At 41.7% G+C, this 18,837-nt stretch carries 19 protein-coding genes, 1 tRNA gene and 1 other RNA gene; 4 read left to right on the top strand and 17 right to left on the bottom strand.

Annotated elements, in window-relative coordinates; genetic code table 11:
• Positions 1 to 6: 6 nt before the first annotated feature.
• Positions 7 to 2,121, bottom strand: a complete 2,115-nt coding sequence (locus tag N774_RS0102465; RefSeq protein ID WP_024859719.1) for a polyribonucleotide nucleotidyltransferase — start codon at positions 2,119 to 2,121, stop codon at positions 7 to 9.
• Between the two features lie 174 nt (positions 2,122 to 2,295).
• A complete protein-coding gene (gene rpsO / locus N774_RS0102470) occupies positions 2,296 to 2,562 on the bottom strand; it encodes a 30S ribosomal protein S15 (protein WP_024859720.1) in 267 nt (88 codons plus the stop codon).
• 290 nt (positions 2,563 to 2,852) lie between these two features.
• On the opposite strand from rpsO, the gene N774_RS0102475 reads away from it, so the two are divergent.
• Both N774_RS0102475 and N774_RS0102480 read left to right on the top strand, forming a co-directional pair.
• Entirely contained in the window at positions 2,853 to 3,275 is a 423-nt protein-coding gene (locus N774_RS0102475; protein ID WP_024859721.1) for a PH domain-containing protein, read from the top strand.
• A 20-nt stretch (positions 3,276 to 3,295) separates the two neighbouring features.
• Positions 3,296 to 4,360, top strand: coding sequence for an FkbM family methyltransferase (locus tag N774_RS0102480; protein ID WP_024859722.1), 1,065 nt, complete (start codon positions 3,296 to 3,298; stop codon positions 4,358 to 4,360).
• A 52-nt stretch (positions 4,361 to 4,412) separates the two neighbouring features.
• Here the strand turns inward: N774_RS0102480 and N774_RS0102485 are convergent, their stop codons facing one another.
• The 11 genes from N774_RS0102485 to N774_RS0102535 all read right to left on the bottom strand — a co-directional run bounded on the left by N774_RS0102485 (position 4,413) and on the right by N774_RS0102535 (position 12,935).
• On the bottom strand, positions 4,413 to 5,282 hold the full coding sequence (locus tag N774_RS0102485; protein ID WP_024859723.1) for a hypothetical protein: 870 nt from the start codon (positions 5,280 to 5,282) through the stop codon (positions 4,413 to 4,415).
• A 58-nt stretch (positions 5,283 to 5,340) separates the two neighbouring features.
• The gene (locus N774_RS0102490) at positions 5,341 to 6,534 is read right to left on the bottom strand and encodes a homoserine dehydrogenase (RefSeq protein ID WP_024859724.1); all 1,194 of its coding nucleotides are present in this window, start codon (positions 6,532 to 6,534) and stop codon (positions 5,341 to 5,343) included.
• Positions 6,535 to 6,552: 18 nt separating this feature from the next.
• A complete protein-coding gene (locus tag N774_RS0102495) occupies positions 6,553 to 6,996 on the bottom strand; it encodes an ACT domain-containing protein (protein WP_024859725.1) in 444 nt (147 codons plus the stop codon).
• A 178-nt stretch (positions 6,997 to 7,174) separates the two neighbouring features.
• Positions 7,175 to 8,449 carry a replication-associated recombination protein A gene (locus tag N774_RS0102500; RefSeq protein ID WP_024859726.1) on the bottom strand — a complete coding sequence of 425 codons (1,275 nt, stop codon included), beginning with the start codon at positions 8,447 to 8,449 and terminating at the stop codon, positions 7,175 to 7,177.
• 18 nt (positions 8,450 to 8,467) lie between these two features.
• Complete coding sequence (locus N774_RS0102505; protein WP_024859727.1) at positions 8,468 to 8,818, bottom strand: VOC family protein; 351 nt, start codon at positions 8,816 to 8,818, stop codon at positions 8,468 to 8,470.
• 8 nt (positions 8,819 to 8,826) lie between these two features.
• The gene (locus N774_RS0102510; protein ID WP_024859728.1) at positions 8,827 to 9,225 is read right to left on the bottom strand and encodes a hypothetical protein; all 399 of its coding nucleotides are present in this window, start codon (positions 9,223 to 9,225) and stop codon (positions 8,827 to 8,829) included.
• Positions 9,226 to 9,290: 65 nt separating this feature from the next.
• Positions 9,291 to 10,547 carry a serine hydroxymethyltransferase gene (gene glyA, locus N774_RS0102515; RefSeq protein WP_024859729.1) on the bottom strand — a complete coding sequence of 419 codons (1,257 nt, stop codon included), beginning with the start codon at positions 10,545 to 10,547 and terminating at the stop codon, positions 9,291 to 9,293.
• A 170-nt stretch (positions 10,548 to 10,717) separates the two neighbouring features.
• Positions 10,718 to 11,374 carry a hypothetical protein gene (locus N774_RS0102520; protein ID WP_024859730.1) on the bottom strand — a complete coding sequence of 219 codons (657 nt, stop codon included), beginning with the start codon at positions 11,372 to 11,374 and terminating at the stop codon, positions 10,718 to 10,720.
• A 14-nt stretch (positions 11,375 to 11,388) separates the two neighbouring features.
• On the bottom strand, positions 11,389 to 12,378 hold the full coding sequence (locus N774_RS0102525; RefSeq protein WP_024859731.1) for a dockerin type I domain-containing protein: 990 nt from the start codon (positions 12,376 to 12,378) through the stop codon (positions 11,389 to 11,391).
• Positions 12,379 to 12,389: 11 nt separating this feature from the next.
• Positions 12,390 to 12,668, bottom strand: a complete 279-nt coding sequence (locus tag N774_RS0102530) for a hypothetical protein (protein WP_024859732.1) — start codon at positions 12,666 to 12,668, stop codon at positions 12,390 to 12,392.
• A gap of 15 nt (positions 12,669 to 12,683) precedes the next feature.
• The gene (locus tag N774_RS0102535) at positions 12,684 to 12,935 is read right to left on the bottom strand and encodes a hypothetical protein (RefSeq protein ID WP_024859733.1); all 252 of its coding nucleotides are present in this window, start codon (positions 12,933 to 12,935) and stop codon (positions 12,684 to 12,686) included.
• 187 nt (positions 12,936 to 13,122) lie between these two features.
• Between N774_RS0102535 and N774_RS0102540 the strand changes: the two genes are divergently transcribed.
• A tRNA-Pro gene (locus tag N774_RS0102540) sits at positions 13,123 to 13,198 on the top strand.
• A 245-nt stretch (positions 13,199 to 13,443) separates the two neighbouring features.
• Here N774_RS0102540 and ssrS read toward each other — a convergent pair.
• Both ssrS and N774_RS0102545 read right to left on the bottom strand, forming a co-directional pair.
• A non-coding RNA gene (gene ssrS, locus N774_RS18675) (6S RNA) lies at positions 13,444 to 13,627 on the bottom strand.
• Between the two features lie 86 nt (positions 13,628 to 13,713).
• Positions 13,714 to 14,004, bottom strand: a complete 291-nt coding sequence (locus tag N774_RS0102545) for a DUF1292 domain-containing protein (protein ID WP_024859734.1) — start codon at positions 14,002 to 14,004, stop codon at positions 13,714 to 13,716.
• 955 nt (positions 14,005 to 14,959) lie between these two features.
• Between N774_RS0102545 and N774_RS0102550 the strand changes: the two genes are divergently transcribed.
• Positions 14,960 to 16,438 carry a S1C family serine protease gene (locus N774_RS0102550; protein WP_024859735.1) on the top strand — a complete coding sequence of 493 codons (1,479 nt, stop codon included), beginning with the start codon at positions 14,960 to 14,962 and terminating at the stop codon, positions 16,436 to 16,438.
• Positions 16,439 to 16,473: 35 nt separating this feature from the next.
• Here N774_RS0102550 and N774_RS0102555 read toward each other — a convergent pair whose 3' ends face one another.
• Positions 16,474 to 16,863, bottom strand: coding sequence for a thioesterase family protein (locus N774_RS0102555; protein WP_024859736.1), 390 nt, complete (start codon positions 16,861 to 16,863; stop codon positions 16,474 to 16,476).
• 10 nt (positions 16,864 to 16,873) lie between these two features.
• Positions 16,874 to 18,811: an LTA synthase family protein gene (locus N774_RS0102560; protein ID WP_024859737.1), complete on the bottom strand. Its 1,938-nt coding sequence runs from the start codon at positions 18,809 to 18,811 to the stop codon at positions 16,874 to 16,876.
• Positions 18,812 to 18,837 lie beyond the last annotated feature (26 nt).

Here is an 18,837-nt window from a genome sequence, read left to right on the forward strand (position 1 = left end):
ATGTTTTTAGCTGTTCTTCTTAGCTTCAATATCAGCAAGAGCGTCCTTGCGTGAGAGATTGATTCTGCCCTGACGATCAATCTCTGTAACCTTTACAACTATCTCGTCACCGATAGAAACAACGTCCTCTACCTTTTCAACTCTCTGCTTGTCAAGCTTAGAGATGTGAACAAGTCCGTCCTTACCTGGAGCTATCTCTACGAAAGCACCGAAGTCCATGATTCTTACAACCTTACCCTTGTAGATAGCACCTACCTCAGGATCGTTGGCAATTGTATGGATTATCTGGAGTGCCTTGTTAGCGTTATCGCCGTCAACACCGCTGATGAATACATTACCGTCATCGCTGATATCGATCTTAACGTCACAGTCAGCTGAGATCTTCTGGATAACCTTACCGCCCTGACCGATAACCTCGCGTATCTTGTCAACTGGGATCTTTGTCTGGAGCATCTTGGGAGCGTACTTATTTACTGTAGGTCTGCTCTCCGGGATAGCCTTGAGCATGATCTCGTCGAGGATATACAGACGAGCCTTTCTTGTCTTTTCAAATGCTTCCTTGATGATAGCAGGTGTAAGACCGTCAACCTTTATATCTACCTGAATAGCTGTGATACCCTTATGAGTACCGCCTACCTTGAAGTCCATATCGCCGAAGAAGTCCTCAAGACCCTGGATATCTACCATTGTCATGAAGTCATCACTGTCGGGAAGAGTAATAAGTCCGCAGGAGATACCTGCAACAGGAGCCTTGATCGGTACACCTGCGTCCATAAGAGCAAGTGTAGAACCACAGATAGAGCCCTGTGATGTAGAACCGTTAGAGGAAAGAACCTCTGAAACGAGTCTGAATGCGTATGGGAATTCCTCAACAGGAGGGATAACAGGAGCAAGAGCTCTCTCTGCAAGAGCACCGTGACCGATCTCACGGCGTCCGGGTCCTCTGCTGGGCTTTGTCTCACCAACTGAGTAGCTTGGGAAGTTGTACTGATGCATATATCTCTTGGAGTCTTCTTCGTCGAGACCGTCTATCTTCTGAGCGTCGCTTACAGGACCAAGTGTAGCAATAGTGAGTACCTGTGTCTGACCTCTTGTGAAAAGACCTGAACCGTGAACACGGGGAAGTACGCCGACCTCAGCTGCCAGAGGACGGATCTCGTCAATGCCGCGTCCGTCAACACGCTTGCCCTCATAAAGCCATGCACGAACGATCTTCTTCTGGAGCTTATAGATGCACTCATCGATCATAGCAATCTGCTCGGGATACTTCTCATCAAAGTTAGCATGGATATCGTCAACAATAGGAGCAAGTCTCTCATCACGTACATTCTTGTCGTTTGTATCAAGAGCTACCTTTACACGGTCAGCAGCGAAAGCCTCGATAGCGTCGAACATATCGTGATCAACTTCCATTGACTCGAATGTGAACTTAGGCTTACCAATCTGTGCGCGGATATCACTGATGAAAGCGACCATCTTCTTGATCTCCTCATGACCCTTAAGGATAGCTTCCAGCATAGTGTCCTCGGGAACTTCGTTAGCGCCAGCCTCAATCATAACGATCTTTTCAGCAGTACCTGCAACTGTAAGTGTGAGGTCTGTCTTAGCTCTCTGCTCGAGAGTAGGATTGAGAACGATCTCACCGTCAACAAGACCAACGTTGATGCCTGCGATAGGGCCGTTCCATGGGATATCAGAAATAGAGATAGCAATTGATGTAGCTATCATACCTGCGATCTCAGGTGAGTTATCAGGCTCAACAGCAAGAACTGTCATAACAACAGAAACATCGTTTCTCATGTCCTTGGGGAACAGAGGACGGATAGGTCTGTCAACGCAGCGTGAAGTAAGGATAGCCTTTTCGGAAGGCTTGCCCTCACGCTTTGTGAATGAGCCGGGGATCCTGCCTACTGAGTAAAGTCTCTCTTCGTAGTCAACTGAAAGAGGGAAGAAGTCAACGCCCTCTCTTGGCTTTGCACTTGCAGTAACATTAGCCATAACAACAGTCTCGCCGTATCTTACCCAGCAAGAACCGTTTGACAGTCCGCAGGTCTTACCTGTCTCTACAACGAGAGGTCTGCCTGCATAAGTTGTTTCAAAAGTTCTGTAGTTTTCAAACATCTTTATTATGCCTCCAATTTTTTAATATTTATCAGAGGAGAGCTTTTAGAAGTTAGAGGTAAAAGCACGATAGATCAGTTTCATAACTCTTACCTCTGACTTCTAATCCCTGCACTCTGATAGACGTAAAGGCAGAAGGGCATAGAACCCCACTGCCTTCTTTTACATTTGTAATTACTTACGGAGACCGAGCTTCTCTACGACAGCACGGTATCTGTTGATGTCCTTCTTCTTGAGATATCCGAGAAGGTTACGTCTGTGACCAACCATCTTAAGAAGACCTCTTCTTGAGTGATGGTCGTTCTTGTGTGTCTTGAGGTGGTTTGTGAGATCGTTGATTCTTCTTGTGAGAATAGCGATCTGAACCTCAGGAGAACCTGTGTCTTTTTCGTGTGTTCTGTTAGCCTCAATAACGGCTGTCTTTTCATCCTTCAATAACATTTGAAGCACCTCTTAATAAATATTCCGTCAACTCAGTGGGGGGTGAAAATCGAGGTCAAGCCCCGAACCAAGTACACGGTGATAATATTATACCACATAAAAAATGTTTTGTAAAGAGTTTTTTTCCATTTTTACGAAAAAAATAAGTTCCTTTTGTGCAAAAGAAATATATATGGGTTCTCCAATTTGTTGCAAATATAGTTTTATAAGGTAAGATAGTTGACTATCGCTGCAATATGTGTTAAAATAGTAATATAAGGTTTGTCAGATAAGGATTGGAGGATCATGCTATGAAAAAAAATTCGTTTGATTATGTATGGACAGATAAAAAACGTTCTCTTTTCGGACTGCCTCTTACTTTTACACGCTATTATCTTACAGAGACAAAGTTCATCACAAGAACAGGTTTCCTCAACATTGATGAGGACGAGATAGATCTCTATAAGATAACCGATAAAAAGGTAAAATATCCTTTCTTTCAGCGTTTATTCAATTGCGGAACAATAATCATATACAGCCGTGATGCAGATACTCCTTCAAAGGAAGTTCACTGTGTCAAGAATGTCAGAAAGGTATCGGAGCTTATTGATAAATATCTGAATATCATGAGAGATAAGTATGGTATCAGAGGCAGAGACATGATGGCAGCCATGTATCACGACCACGACCACGACGATTACGATGATGTGGGTGATCATGACGGCGATTATTGATTAAAGAGGTGATAGGGGCAATGCTCTCGTTTATAACTGAAAAACAATCCAGCTGGGACAGACTAAAAGCGGAAGAACGTCCCATATTCATCTACGGAATGGGCGACGGCGCATTGAAGATAATGTCCGTTTTCCGTGACAAGCATATAACGGTAGCAGGTATCTTTGCAAGCGATGATTTTGTACGAGGTCATTCATTCGAGGGCTACAGAGTCCATAAGCTTTCCGAGATAGAGGAAGCAGTTGACGACTTTGTCGTAGTTCTTGCTTTTGCGGCAGGCTATCAGGAAATAGTTGACAAGGTACAGGAGATAGCTTCAAAGCATACCCTGTATGTACCTGACGTGCCGGTTGTGGGCAGGGGACTGTTCACCTATGAATACTGCATGGAGAACGAAGACAAAATACAGAAGGTCTATGACAGTCTTGCAGACGACTATTCACGCAAGGTATATGCCAATATCATTAATTTTAAGATAAGCGGCAAGATAGATTATCTTTCAGCTGTTACTACAACAAAAGCCGATATCTACAAGCGTATAATAAAACCTAATTTCGGTGAGATATATGTGGATCTCGGAGCATATAACGGCGATACTATAAAGGAGCTCCTTGAGTTTACTCAGGGCAGATATTCTTCCATATATGCTCTGGAGCCTGACAAAAAGAATTTCAAAAAGCTTGCTAAATTCATCGACGGTATGCCACATGTTTATGCATATAACTCAGCAGCATGGTGCATTGATACCGAGCTTCCTTTTGCTGCAAAAGCAGGACGTCAGTCCGCAATAACGGCTGAGTCGGAGAATATGATAGGAGCTCTTTCAGTAGACAGTATCCTTGCTAAAAAGCCGGCGACTATTATCAAAATGGACGTTGAGGGCTTTGAGCGCGAGGCTATATGGGGAGCTGCAAGGACTATATCTCACTATGCTCCCAAGATGATGGTATCACTATACCACAGAAACGAGGATATTTTTGAACTTCCATTGCTCATAAAGAAGCTCAATCCCGCATATAAGCTGTATATCAGACATCAGCTTTATATCCCTGCATGGGAAACAAATCTTTACGCAACAGTATAGATAAAAGCGATAGACATCCAGTCTATCGCTTTTTTGTGTCTTATGATACCATTTATACGAGTATATCTTTCAGCTTTTCATAATTTGCTTTTACGCCGTCGTCCAGATCAAGCTTTATGTGCTTTTCAGCCATTAAGTGGAGCTTGTTTATGAAGCCCTCCATCTCAAGTATCAGCGTCTGCATACGTGAAATATCGCGCCGCAGTCCGGCTTTATCATTGCCGACGGCTTTATTATATTCTTCACTGAGTTTTAAAAGCTTGCTTTTCAGTTCGGCAAAATAGGGGAGTGCATAATTGTTTTCAAGTACGCTCAGAAGCTCATCATCGTAACGATGAATGTACATTATTGCGCGAAAAGCTCCTTTTTTTCCTGAGCTGAACTGCCAATAGATCGGACGGTTCCTGTATATTTTGGCATGATCAGCAAAAAAAGATTTTTGCAGATAATCGTGAATTACTTTACGAGAATCAGAAGCGTCTCCGAGAGCGGCAGCAATAAAATCAAGGTTTTCTTCAATGGTGTCGCCGCCGTAAACCTTTTCCATAAAATCGATCACAGCTGCTGTAAGACCGTGTTCCCAATCGTTAACAGGCATGATGTTATCGGCGCAGGGGATTATAGTCTTGTATGCTGAACTGTCCCATTCTCCTCCAGCAAAGCACAATCCCTCTCTGTCAACGGAATATCGTCCGAATATGCAGCCTACGGCATAGCTTATAAGGCTCTTTATCTCGCGTGTAAGTTCGGCACGTCTGACAGTTATATCCGCATCATCGACCTGTGGGTCAAGCTCGTCGGCAATATTGTAAAGATCAATAAAGAAACGATTCAGCTTTTCTTCGTTCTGTTTGAGCCTTTGGAAACGTTTGTCGCAAAGAGCTTCCCATTCCTTGTACTTATCTGATATTAGGTAAGACATCTTTTTCTCCTAAAAAAGATACTTACGAGTTATTTCGGAAGCATCTGGGATTATTATATTATTCGAGAACAGGCAGATAAGCAAGAGCTCCAAGCGCAGCTGCTTTAGCCTTTGCTTCTGCAAATGAAAGCTTTTCTGTTGTAATGTAAGATAAGCCGTTCTCATTATTGTAAACTTCAACTCCGCCGATCTCAGAACCGCTTGGAACGCGGAAATACCAGTGTGAGCTAAAGTTATCAATGCTTTCAACGAATGAATTGTCGGAAGACGACTCCCATGACTGTGAGAAAACAGTTACCTTGTGCTTTACAGCTTCAATAACATCGCCCATTACCGCACTTGCAGTAGGCAGCTTACCCGCACCTCGACCGTAGAACATCGTCTGATCGATGCCGTCGCCGTAAACAAGTACTGCATTGAAAACGTCATTTACACCTGACATGATGCTGTCGTATGAAACAAGCATGGGCATTACAGACGGAAGGATCTTGCCGTTATCAAGTTTTGAAACGCAGGCAATAAGCTTGATAGCATAACCAAGCACATCTGAAGCCTCTACGTCGCAGAGCTGTATATCAGTGATACCCTTTGTGAAAACGTTCTTGGGATAAACGTGCTTGCCGAATACAAGTGAAGAGATAATACATATCTTGCGGCAGGCGTCGTGACCTTCGATATCTGCTGTAGGATCCTTTTCAGCGTAGCCAAGCTCCTGAGCGAGCTTGAGAGCTTCTGCGAAAGGCATATTGTCATTGTACATCTTTGTGAGAATAAAGTTTGTTGTACCATTAAGGATACCTGCTACCTTTGTTATATCATTGGCTGCAAGACATCTGTGGAGTGGACGAATTATAGGAATAGCACCGCCAACACTGGCTTCAAAGAAGAAGTTGCAGTTATGCTCCTTAGCTGTCTGAAGAAGAATATCACCTTTTTCAGCTACAAGCTCCTTGTTTGATGTTGAAACGCTCTTACCCTTTTCAAGGCAAGCTTTTACAAAAGTGAATGCAGGTTCAACGCCGCCCATGCACTCTGCAACAGAAACAACTTCGTCGTCATTGAGAATATCATCAAAGTTTTTGGTAAACTTGTCAGCATAAGGAGACTCAGGGAAATCTCTGAGATCAAGAATATACTTTATATCCATTTCAGTTCCTGCGTGCTTTTCGATGCTCTTTCTGTTCTTGTAAAAGAGCTCAACAACGCCCGAACCTACTACACCGTGACCTAAAACTGCAAATTTAGCTGACATAAAAGAAACCTCCGTAAATTACTCGGCAGAAAGTATCTTGACCTCCAAGACTCCGTCGAGTTCAGTAATTGAATTAAGCTTGACGAGTTCGTCGTTTGACTCGCCTGTAAGTCTGAGCGAAATATTTACCGCAGCAGCTCCGTCAACAGGGATACTCTGATTTACGGTAAGGATATTAGCATTCAGATCATGAAGAAAAACAAGAGCACTCGAAAGTACCCCGGGACTGTCGCTCAGAAGCAGATAGATATTGACTATCTTGCGATTGAAAAGCTCCTCATAGGAGAAAACGCTGTCCTTGTACTTATAATAAGCGCTGCGTGATATGCCGATACGCTTGCAGGCAGAAGCGAAGCTCTTTTCGCCCTTCTGTGCCATAAGCTTTTTTACTTCAAGGACCTTGGTAAAGACCTCAGGAAGTATTTTTGAATCGGCAACAATAAGCTGTGATTTATTATCCATAATCGAAATCACCTTAAATGTTTTTGTAAAAATAGTCCGCCAGTGGTGAACAATTGTATTCTACTTAATTACTATAACATTTTTTAAGAGTTTTGTCAAGACCAAATAATTTCAGTTTTATACGATGAAATTAGGTATCTTGACAATAAAATATCCGCAGTTGATACTGCGGATAGGTCTATTTATCATGTTTTTCCAGTATTTTCTGTCGATACTGGTATGCAGCCTGTTCCTGCTTATTATCCCCGAACTGATAATAAACATGGTCTGCGAGAGCATCTGGAAGGTACTGCTGTTTAACATAATGATCGGGAAAGTCATGAGGGTAAAGATAATGCTGTCCAACGACCTTTGCACCCTTGCCGTCGCAGTGAACATTCTGCAAATGCCGCGGAAAGTCAAGAGCGTCGCAGCTCTTTATATCTTCAAGTGCAGCATCTATAGCCATGCAGGCGCTGTTTGATTTCGGAGCTGTAGCCATGAGGATTATTGCCTCAGAAATAGGAAGCTTCGCCTCAGGAAGTCCAAGCTGCAAAGCAGAGTCCACACAAGCCTTTACTATCGGTACAGCCATAGGGTAGGCGAGACCTACATCCTCGGAAGCTATACACAGCATTCTCCTGCACAGAGAGATAATATCACCTGCGGCAATAAGACGGGCAGCATAATGCAGAGCCGCATTTTCGTCGGAGCCGCGTACAGACTTGTGAAACGCAGAAAGTATATCATAATGCTGGTCACCGTCGCGGTCATAGCGCATATTGCTGCGCTGAGCAAGAACCTCCAGCGAATCAGCAGTGACCGTCACCTTGCCGTCAGAAGCTTCACCGCAGACAACAGCAAGCTCCGCAGTATTCATAGCTTTTCGCACATCTCCGCCGCAGCTGTACGCGATCTTGTTTATGATATCATCTGAAGCCACGACCTCATAGCCGTTTTCCTCGGACATTATGCGAAAGGCTCGTTTTATGGCGGGTATGAGTTGTTCTGCAGTAACAGGCTTGAACTCGAATACGGTACTTCGGCTGATAACGGCATTATAAACGGCGAAATATGGATTTTCAGTAGTAGAAGCAATAAGAGTGATATCACCGTTTTCGATGTATTCAAGGAGACTTTGCTGCTGTTTTTTGTTGAGGTACTGTATCTCGTCAAGATAGAGGAGTATGCCGTTCTCGCTGCCGAAGGTGCCTATATCTGCAACAACGTCCTTGATATCAGACAGTGAAGCGTTAGTGCCGTTCAGCTTGTACAGTGACATACCACAGTTTTCGGCAATAATACGGGCAACAGTGGTCTTACCGACTCCCGACGGTCCGTAGAATATCATGTTGGGAACAGTACCGCTTTCGATTATTCGGCGGAGCGGTTTGCCCTCGGCGAGTATATGCTCCTGACCGACCACGTCGGCAAGAGTTTTCGGACGTATTTTATCGGCTAAAGGTGCAGACATAACGTTTCTCCTTTCATTTTACTTTGCAGGTGCGGTGATTTCAATGTGATTACCCTCTGAATCAACAAATTCAGCCACCCAGTTGTTTCCAATACGGGTTACAGGAAAGCATATCTCTTTTCCGTTAAGCTTTTCATTCAGGCAGTCAATACTTTCAACGCTGATACTTGGCAGGCAGTTGCTGCCGAAAGTGTGCAGTTCATTCTTCTTTTCATAGGCAAATAAGCCCAATCGAAAACCGTTTACATCGAAAACGCTGTAAACATCGTCTTTTTCGGTTACTTTCTGCTCAAAAAGCTCCTCGTAGAACTTTATAGCTCTTTCCATGTCTTTAACGCAAAGATAGAGCGACTTTATGTTAATTCTCATATTATGAATCAGCGATTGCCTGTTTGAATAAAACGTATCAGGGCTTCGATGTCGTCGAAATCGTCATAATCGCCGATAATGCCCTCTCTGTGGTAAACAATACCTGCTTTTTCGTTTTTTTCAAGACAGTCCAGAAGCTCATCTACGCCAAATCTTCTTGCATATTCCGCAAAAGCGCGAGCTTTTATTTTATCCGCATATAAACCTTTGCGGCAGTCTTTCGGTTCACACTCATAGCAGCCGTTTATGTTCTTTTCAATTACGCATTTTCTGTTTACGCACCATTCTGCGTCCTTGCACCATGAAAGATCAAGAAAACCGTCACGTTTGCAGCCTTTACATTCAACATTTTCAGAGCACAGGCAGCAAGCCAGTCCGCATCTGGCTATTCCGAGTTCGCGTTTCATAGTATACTCCTATAATTATAAAAATCAAGGGACGGACAGCTCGTCCGTCCCTTATTGGCTTTTGATTACTTGTAAAGTGGGAACTTCTCGCAGATAGCGTTTACGCCTGCACGGATCTCGTCAGCCTTGTTCTCGAAATCTGTAGCGCAGAGGTAGATGTACTCAGCGATCTTTTCCATTTCCTCGATGCCCAGACCTCTTGTTGTAACAGCAGGAGTACCGATACGGATACCGCTTGTTACGAAAGGCTTCTCAGGATCATTGTGGATAGCGTTTTTGTTTACTGTGATGTAAACCTCATCAAGTCTGTGCTCAAGCTCCTTACCTGTGATGCTGAAAGGACGGAGATCAACCAGCATTAGGTGGTTGTCTGTACCGCCTGAAACGAGGTTGAAGCCTCTCTTTACGAGACCGTCAGCAAGAGCCTTTGCGTTCTTGACGATTCTCTGCTGATAGTCCTTGAACTCAGGCTTGAGAGCCTCACCGAAGCATACAGCCTTAGCAGCGATAGTGTGCATCAGAGGACCGCCCTGTGTTCCCGGGAAGATGGCAGAGTTGATTTTCTTAGCAAGAGCCTCGTCGTTTGTGAGGATAAGTCCGCCTCTTGGTCCGCGGAGAGTCTTATGTGTAGTTGTTGTTGTAATATCAGCATAAGGAACAGGGGACTCGTGGCAGCCTGCTGCAACAAGACCTGCGATATGAGCCATATCTACCATGAGGAGAGCTCCTACTGAATCAGCGATCTGACGAAGTCTCTTGAAGTCAATAGCTCTTGGATAAGCACTTGCACCTGCAACGATGAGCTTTGGCTTGTGCTCATTTGCGAGAGCCTGTACTGTATCATAGTTTATCATCTCTGTCTCATCGTCGAGACCGTATGAAACAAAGTTAAAATACTTACCTGAGAGGTTAACAGGTGAACCATGTGTGAGGTGTCCGCCGTCTGCAAGGCTCATACCGAGAACTGTATCACCCGGCTGAAGAACTGCGAAATATGCAGCTGTATTAGCCTGAGCACCTGAGTGTGGCTGAACGTTTGCGAACTTAGCGCCGAAGAGCTTACATGCTCTCTCAATAGCTATAGCCTCTACCTCGTCAACGCACTGGCAACCGCCGTAGTAACGCTTTCCGGGATAACCCTCAGCATACTTATTAGTAAGAACGCTTCCCATAGCAGCCATAACTGCCGGAGAAACGATATTTTCGCTTGCGATGAGCTCAAGATTTCTCTGCTGACGAGCGAGCTCCTTGCCCATAGCTTCGCCTACAGCAGGATCATAGCTGCTAACGAAACCGATTGAATCCATAAGATCGTTGTACATTTTAAGCACTCCTTTAATAATAGTGTTCTGCGCAAAAGCATTACTTTATAATTATACATTATATTTCTATAAATTTCAATAGGAAAAACGAAAAAAGTTCATAAAAATTTTTATTAAAGCAGACAAGAAAAAATTCCTGAAAGTAGTTTGATACACTTTCAGGAATTAAATTATTTTTTGATTTTGTTTTTTATACGTATCGCAGCTTCCGTGTGCATTATCCAGTGCCGTGAAAAGGGCATTTGGATAAGTTCTCGGATATCCTTACCGCACCAGTAATCTATGAGCCAGACAGCGTTTTCATCTTTGCTCACACTGTTTGAGGCTTCAAGAGCTTTTCTACCTTCTACGGATACCTTGTTTTTTAGCATATAAAAGGGAATGCTGCTGATAATGCTTTCTGTACTGCTTTTTACATCATGTATATAACTGTACAGCTCATCAATGTCGAGCTGCATGGAAAAATCAGTTATTTCCTCTTTTACAAGCTCATTTCCTGTTGTAATGATAGGGGAGTTTATACGCTTTTGATAGCCTTCAGCAAAGAATAACTGTTCATCACTGTTTATAAGCGTATGTGCAACTATATCTTCAATACGGAATATATGCCACATGGAATAGGCGATAGTCTTACTGTGATAACCGTCTGCGTTCATAAAAGGTATAGCGTTAAAGTCTTCGCGGGACAATTCAGCTCTGAAAGAATCCATTACCTCCATGAGTTGATCCCTCAGGTTAAATAAAGCGTCAATACCACCTTTATATGTATCTTCCTTTTTGAGGAGCTGCTGCATAGTTTTATTAAGTACGGACCATTCTTTATTCATACCGATAAACCATATTATTTTTTACCGAGTATTTTATCATAATCGAAAAAGCTTTCCCAGTCCATAAACTCAGTGGTAGTAGATGTTTTGGCATAATAATTCAGTATATGAGAAGCATCACGGGCATTTACACTGCCGTCCATATTTACGTCAGCCAGACTGACAAACTTATCGGACACGGTGTAGTTTTTCGATGCAGCCATATTTGCATATGCAGTAAGCACAGCAGAAGCGTCCGTTGAGTTGATATAACCGTCCTCATTGACATCGCCAAGGTCTCTGTAGCAGATGATATCGAACTGACAGATGGATTTTTTATCTCCGAGAGGGTATACGGTTATTGTAGCTTTATCGGATTTTGCAAAGGCTTCCGCAAGAGAAGAAGGGGAGGCTTTACAGCTTGCAGAAATATCTACAATATTTTCTTCAACGATATAATTGCCGTTTTTATCTTTTTCGGGTTTCTGAACTGTCTTTGTAACCGATACTTCAAGACCGTCAAGAATAACATTGCCTCTTGCGGAGAAATAGCGGTACTTCTGCGGCGGTTTTTTGAATGTAATTGTAGCCGTCTGGGATAATGCATGGATAGTATAATCCTGATCCGCAAATGACGGTTTTATATCCCATGACGAAAAAGCCTGCTCAGTATTAACACCTAAGTGCTTATGAAGAGAAGATGTATCAACAGAGCTGTAATTGATAGGATCGCCCTCTTCGACTTCAAGAGTAGTCATTAGCTTTCCGTCAAAGTCCAGAAACTTTATATAGTATGTTTTCAGAGTTGTGGGCTCAGTAGTAGGTTCAGTGGTAACAGTTGTAGTTGTTGTTTCAGAGGTCGCTGATAAAGCAGTTCCCGAAGAATTTGTAGTATTAACTGTAGTTGCAGCTACGGCGTTATTGCCGTTTAATGTTGAGACTGAACCTGCCGCAAATACAGCAAGCCCCGCTGCCGAAACAAAAACAGCCGAAAATACAGCTGCCGCAATATTTTTTAAACTCATTGAATTACCACCTAACTTTGCCAGATGCAGAATAATCTGCAAAATTTTGAAAGCCTTTGACATACTCTTGCGTAATGATCAAGTTTAAGCTTACGCAGCATAAAGTTTGCGTAAATAAACTGCTCTGTCTCTTCGTCAAAGGCATATATCGCAAAAAGGATAACTTCATCATCAGCAAGTTCAGAAGAAGCTTCAATTGCCATGGAATGATACTCTTCAAATCTTTCTTCTATATCTTCAAGTCTGTAAAAGCCATGATAGATAAAGTCGATATAAAGATCAATATCCATAATATATGACTCCTTTTATTGATCTTTTGTATTTTGTGTATTATCTTTTCCAGATGCTTTATTTCTTCCGGTTTTTATTTTATAGCTTGCAAAACCTGCGGTTACAGCCGAGCTGATAAAAACGACTATCATTATAAGTATGATAACTCCCTTTGGTACATCTGTCTTGCCGGAGCTATCAGCTGCAAAAGCGCATGTACCTGATGCATACAAAAGAAATGAGAGAACATCAGCCAACAAAGAGGCTTTAATAAATTTTTTATACATTCTTTCATCTCCTTCCATTCAACATTATAACATAAAAATATATAAATAGCAACAGGCACAATAAAAATAATCCGTTTTGCTGATTTTTCAAAGCATAAAAAAGATTTTAATTTTTTTCAAAAAAGTGCTTGACAAACTATAATAATGGTGATATAATATATATCGTTGATTGCGATAAAGTAACCGTCTGGGTGTGGCGCAGTTGGTAGCGCGCTACCTTGGGGTGGTAGAGGCCGTGGGTTCAAGTCCCGTCACTCAGACCAATGCGATCAGCATACCCCAAAAACCGATACTCATTGAGTATCGGTTTTTTATTTACTTATGCCTTTTCATCGAAATACAAAAAGCTTTAGCTATTAGCCAAAACATACCTCCTTTGTTATAATAGATGCGGTCTGCCAACCAAACTAAAACAACAAAGGAGGTATCGTCATAACAAGAGACATTATCAATATCACCCCCTCACACTTTTAAGTCAGCCGTTAAACAAAAAGCTATGAAAGGGTAAAAAAAATCCGCCTTGCCGTCATATAGTGCATAAAACCCGCACGAAGCAGGTGGGTAAACGCCCTTATGCTTCTCGCTCCCTTCGTCCGCAAGCGGGAGGTCTGCAGTCCACATACGGAGCTGAATTCCCTTGAATTATGTGTTGGATTATAAAAACTATATTTACCCGAACAAGGCAGAATATTTTCTTTTCTATATTTATTATATCATAAAGATTTCAAAAAATCAATAGCAAATCTATGTAAAATTATTAAAATTCGATGAAAATATCTTATTCTTCGAGAGCGTCCTGTAATCTTTCCATAAAGAATGCTGACACAGTCTCAAACTCATCATCATCGTCTATTGAAGCAAGTATTTCTTCACCGTCTTCTTCAATCGATTTCAGAATAACAAGCTCACAGTCTGAGTTTAAGAAATCCTCATCTTCAATAGCAGGCAGCATAGCAAAGTACTGTTCGCCGTCTATCTCTGCTGCATCAAAAAGTTCAAACTGTTTTTTATTGCCTTCCTCATCGATAAGCTCAAAGAGGTCAGGTGTGTATTCATTCATTTCTGACATAATAATCTCCATTCCAGCTTACGCTATTTGATGATTTAATTATACACTAAAAATATTTAAAAATCAAGAGGTAAATTCATTGAGCTGCTTATTGATAATATTACCAATGAGAAGCTGCTTTACTTGTTAGATACGCCGAATTACACTAAATATTTGTGATAATTATGTGATTTCTATTGACAATGCACAAGAAGTGTGGTAATATATAATCAAAGAATAGGAGAGCTCAGATGAGCGATCCAAGCTGTATTTACTTGGACTGAGGCGAAAGCCTCAATGTAAATGATAATACGCGGAAGGGAGTGTGAGTCCAATGGAAGAAAAGTTCGCACAGCTGCGTGAAGCCGGCGGGCTTGCTGAGTAATTGGATTCAGTAAAAAGGGAATATAGGCTGCGTGCTTGTTCCATTGATAATAGCTCAAAAAGGCTTTATAATTCGATTACGAGGCTGACGTATTGCTGATCTAAACGGCTTCATGTCTAATATCTTTAGATACAGAGTTATCTGAAATTTCGACAATGAGTCTTTAGATATATTGCGAAAAATCTTTCAGAAGAGGTAGAGTCCAATGAGAAAATAGGTTATTACTTTATGAAATTGCAAATATTCGACGTTGATATCGGATAAATACAACTTTATAGGTGATTCCAATGGAGTAAAACTATATCGCTTAATTACTTTTTAAAAAGGAATGATGTACATGAAAAAGTGGTACACATTAAATATCTGATCCGAAAGGGTGAGTCCAAAGGGTAATTCAGCAAAGTGATGAAAGTCGCTTTATATAATAAAATAAAACAGAATAATTCGAGCCCCGATATATATCGGGGCTTTTCTGTTTTGAGCGGAAGATAAAAGCATATAAAATTTGTATTTTTCTTTATGTTATCATATATTTATCACAAAAATGTTTATAATATAAAATAGTGACTTTATGTAGAAAGGACGAGCAGTATGTCAGACAAGTACAATGATAGGGAACATTCCTTTTCTTCCGGCAGCTTTGACAGCAATGGAGCCGGTGATATATTTGACAGCGTCTCTTCTGAAAACAGTGAAAAATCATTTGACTACAGTGCGAACAGCACTGAATCAAAATACGATACAAGTTCATCATATGCATTTACTTCCGAAAATTCGGAAAAACCAGCAAAAAAGAAAAAAAATACTGTTCTTAAAGGTGCAGTGGCAGTTCTTGCCGTTGCTGTTTTGGGATTCTGCGGCGTAAAGGCTTATAAATTCCTCAGAGTAACTAAAGACGAGCTCGTTGCAGAATACACAGGTATCCCTTCACGTACTGTTCCTGAAAAACCTGCGGAAGATAAGTCTGCAGATGCAGACAAAGAACCATTGCCCAGTCTTATCGAGCTCGCCTCCAGATCAGATGCAAAACCGCTGCCTGATATTGTTGATTCTATAATGCCGTCGGTTGTCGGTGTGGCTTCGACATTTGAGTATGAGCAGGAGCAGACTTTCAGCATCTGGGGCTGGAATCCTCAGCCTCAGATCCAGCGTTTCAGAACTACAGGTACCGGTTTCGTTATAACTGAGGACGGATACATTGTTACGAATTCACATGTGGTCTATGATGAAGAATACAAAGCAGGCGAGGCCATTGATGTTTCCGTGCTTTTCAGTGACGAGACCGAGCATGAAGCAAGCATAATCGCTTATGATCCCGAAACCGATATTGCAGTCCTCAAGGTAGACGAAAAAGGACTGACTCCCGCCGTTCTCGGAGACAGCGACGAGCTCAGAGTCGGCGAGCTTGTCATTGCAGTAGGTAATCCTCTTGGATTTGATCTTTTCGGAACTGTCACAAGCGGTATCGTTTCAGCTCTGAACAGAAAGATCAATATAAACGAGAAAAAGATGAACCTTATACAGACCGATGCAGCAATAAACAGCGGTAACTCAGGAGGTCCCCTGCTCAACAGCTGCGGACAGGTCATCGGTATCAATTCTGCAAAGATCTCTTCAAGCTACAGTTCAAGTTCGGCAAGCGTTGAGGGATTATGTTTTGCTATACCTATCAAAGAAGCCAAAAGTATTATTGATGATCTTATAAACTACAAATACGTTACAGGCAGACCTCAGCTTGGTATAATCAGTACAAAGGATATTACCGAAGCAGAGTCACGTTACTGGGATATTCCTGTAGGCGTTTTTGTAATATCCATGCAGGAGGACGGTGCAGCTGACCTTGCAGGTATCAAGATCGGCGATGTTATTATTGATATTGAAGGAGAAGCCGTTGCCACAACACAGGAGCTTAACGAGATAAAAAATAAATACAAGGCAGGAGATACTGTTAATCTCACCGTATCACGAAACGGAATGGATATAAAAATTAAGGTAACGCTTCAAGAAGCTAAAAATGTTACTGCTGAACGCAAAAATACAAGAAGCGATATAAAAGAAACATCAAATTAAAAGAAAGGTTCACTCGAATGAGTAAACCTTATATTTTATAATTTTGAGTATGTTTTGGCAGTGAATTTTTCGCCGTAAACAAGGAATCGTTTGTGGATACCCTCGCCAATATCTCCCGCCTCGTCATAAGCTTTTACAGAAAATACAAGCTCTCTGCCGTTTACCTCTTTGAGTTCAGCTTCAGCGCATACTTTCATATTTTTAGGAGTCGCAGAGATATGTTTTACATTCATCTCTGTTCCGACAGTCGTTTCGTCTCCCTCGAGATATTCTGCAATGCAGCTGCACGCTGCCTTTTCCATGAGCATTATCATTACGGGAGTTGCAAGCACTTCAAGGCTTCCGCTTCCAACATTTACTGCCATCTCACTTTCAGTTACAGTAAGTTCCGATGTTCCTGTAATTCCTTTGGTAAGTTCTTTCATAGATCTCTCCTTAATCCTGAGTTGTGAGTTCTTCTTCAGGGATAGGGGACGGCGAGTACTCTTCCATTACAACTCGGTCGATTGTAAGTATATCAAGCTCTTCATTTCTTGGGATCTCGCTGTTGTATTCGTTTGAATAAACAGGCAGTTTTTCCATAAAATCGTTCATCTTCTCAATGAAAGCATCCCTCGGTGCATCGATAATATTCAGAATAACATAAGGAATATAGAAAAACGAGACCTCATTATCGGGAATATATGAAAAATCAGCGTCATAATTACTCCAGAAGAAGTACTTCTGCTGATACAGCGCGTCACAGTTTGCTCCTGTAAGTCCAAGCTGATTATATACACTCGTTTCACCTCTGAGTGACGGGAAATGATCTCCCACAAAGAATACAAGTGTAGGTTCGTCTATTTTTTTGAGCTCCGCAAGGAAATCATTCAGACCGTCATTTGTATGACTTAACCATGTGAGATAATTGGTGAATTCATCATCAGGATCTTCTCCCTGATTGTAAGGCTGATGATTCTGCATTGTGGTAGTATGGAGATAAATAGGCTTCTTTGAACTCTTGATCTCGCTTATTATCTGGTCAAACACAGTTGAGTCGTCAACATATGTACCAAAATGTTTAACAGGAACCGTAAAATCCGAAATACCTGCCTGATCGTCATGGAATATCATTTTCTCAAAGCCAAAGTGACCGTATATCCTTGATCTGCTGTAGAAATTGCTCTGGAACGGGTGGACATAAATAGTGTTGTATCCCCATGCCTTATAATACTGAGCAAGTGCAGGCTGTGCTCGGTCAGCAAGCTCTCTCTGCGGCATATTTGGAGTATTGATACCTCTTACAGGGAGTCCGAAAAGAAGTTCAAACTCAGAGCGCACCGTCCAGCTTGCATAAGTAGGAGTTATAGCTGTACCGCCATGTCCTTCTGAAATAGCTTCATCAAAATACTTGTAATACTTTTCGTCGATATCAAGCTGGTCAAAAGCACGGAAATCAGCATATGATTCACTCATTATCACTATAACATTAGGCTTTTTGCCGCCATTGAAGTCCTCATCGGTGTCAACGGGGATATCCATTATTTCGTCGATGTACTCCTCGCTGTAATCCTCAGGGACAACGATCCTGTTTGAGTAGCTTTCGCTTGCAGTCTGTACAAGAAAAGCCAGAAAATGATTATTTTCAAACTTTTCGTTAAGTTTAAAGGCGTTGGTAGCACTTGTAGTATCCAATTTAAAGGTCTTATAAACAGGATTATAGAACGATGGTAATATGACAAGTGCAGCAAACGGAAGCAAACAACCGCAGCAAACAGCGATCCTGCGCATTGGTGAAGCCTTTATCTGTGGATTAAAGTATAATGCAATGAGTACAAACAATATAACAATGGCATAATATATAAGCAGTCTTGGCGTTATCTTGATATATGCAAAAGATGTAAGACTTTTTACGCTTCTCAGAAGCTTCATATCAGAAAGTATCAGGTGGTTTCCATTGGTGCCGTACTTGAAAAGCTCCGTAGTACTGAGCGCCATATATATGATACTATGCACCAGTATAGCGATCCAGCCCTTTTTGAATATTCCGAGCAAAAAAGCAAAGACTGCACCTGTCAGCAGAAAGTCAAACAGCAAAACAGTAGGTCTGTCGGCTGCAAAATTGAGAAAGGGCTTGATATATTTTCCCTGATTAATTTCTGCCATACAGCAGATGAATATTGGGAAAATGAGCATAAGGAAAAAATTGAACTTATGATATTTAGTTGTATTCTCTTCGCGCTTGTTTTTGAATCTCCTGAATGCAGAAAAATGCTTTTTGTCTTCGGATCGAGACTCCATAGCAGCCTCAATAGGGTCATTTATATCATTCATGAACGAAGTTTTCTCTTTTTCGGCAGGAGAACTTACATTCAAATTGTTTTTATTCTTCATAAAGTTATCATCCTTTTTTCAATCAC

Origin of the sequence: Ruminococcus flavefaciens AE3010, from assembly GCF_000526795.1 — a bacterium.
Lineage (GTDB): Bacteria > Bacillota > Clostridia > Oscillospirales > Ruminococcaceae > Ruminococcus > Ruminococcus flavefaciens_D.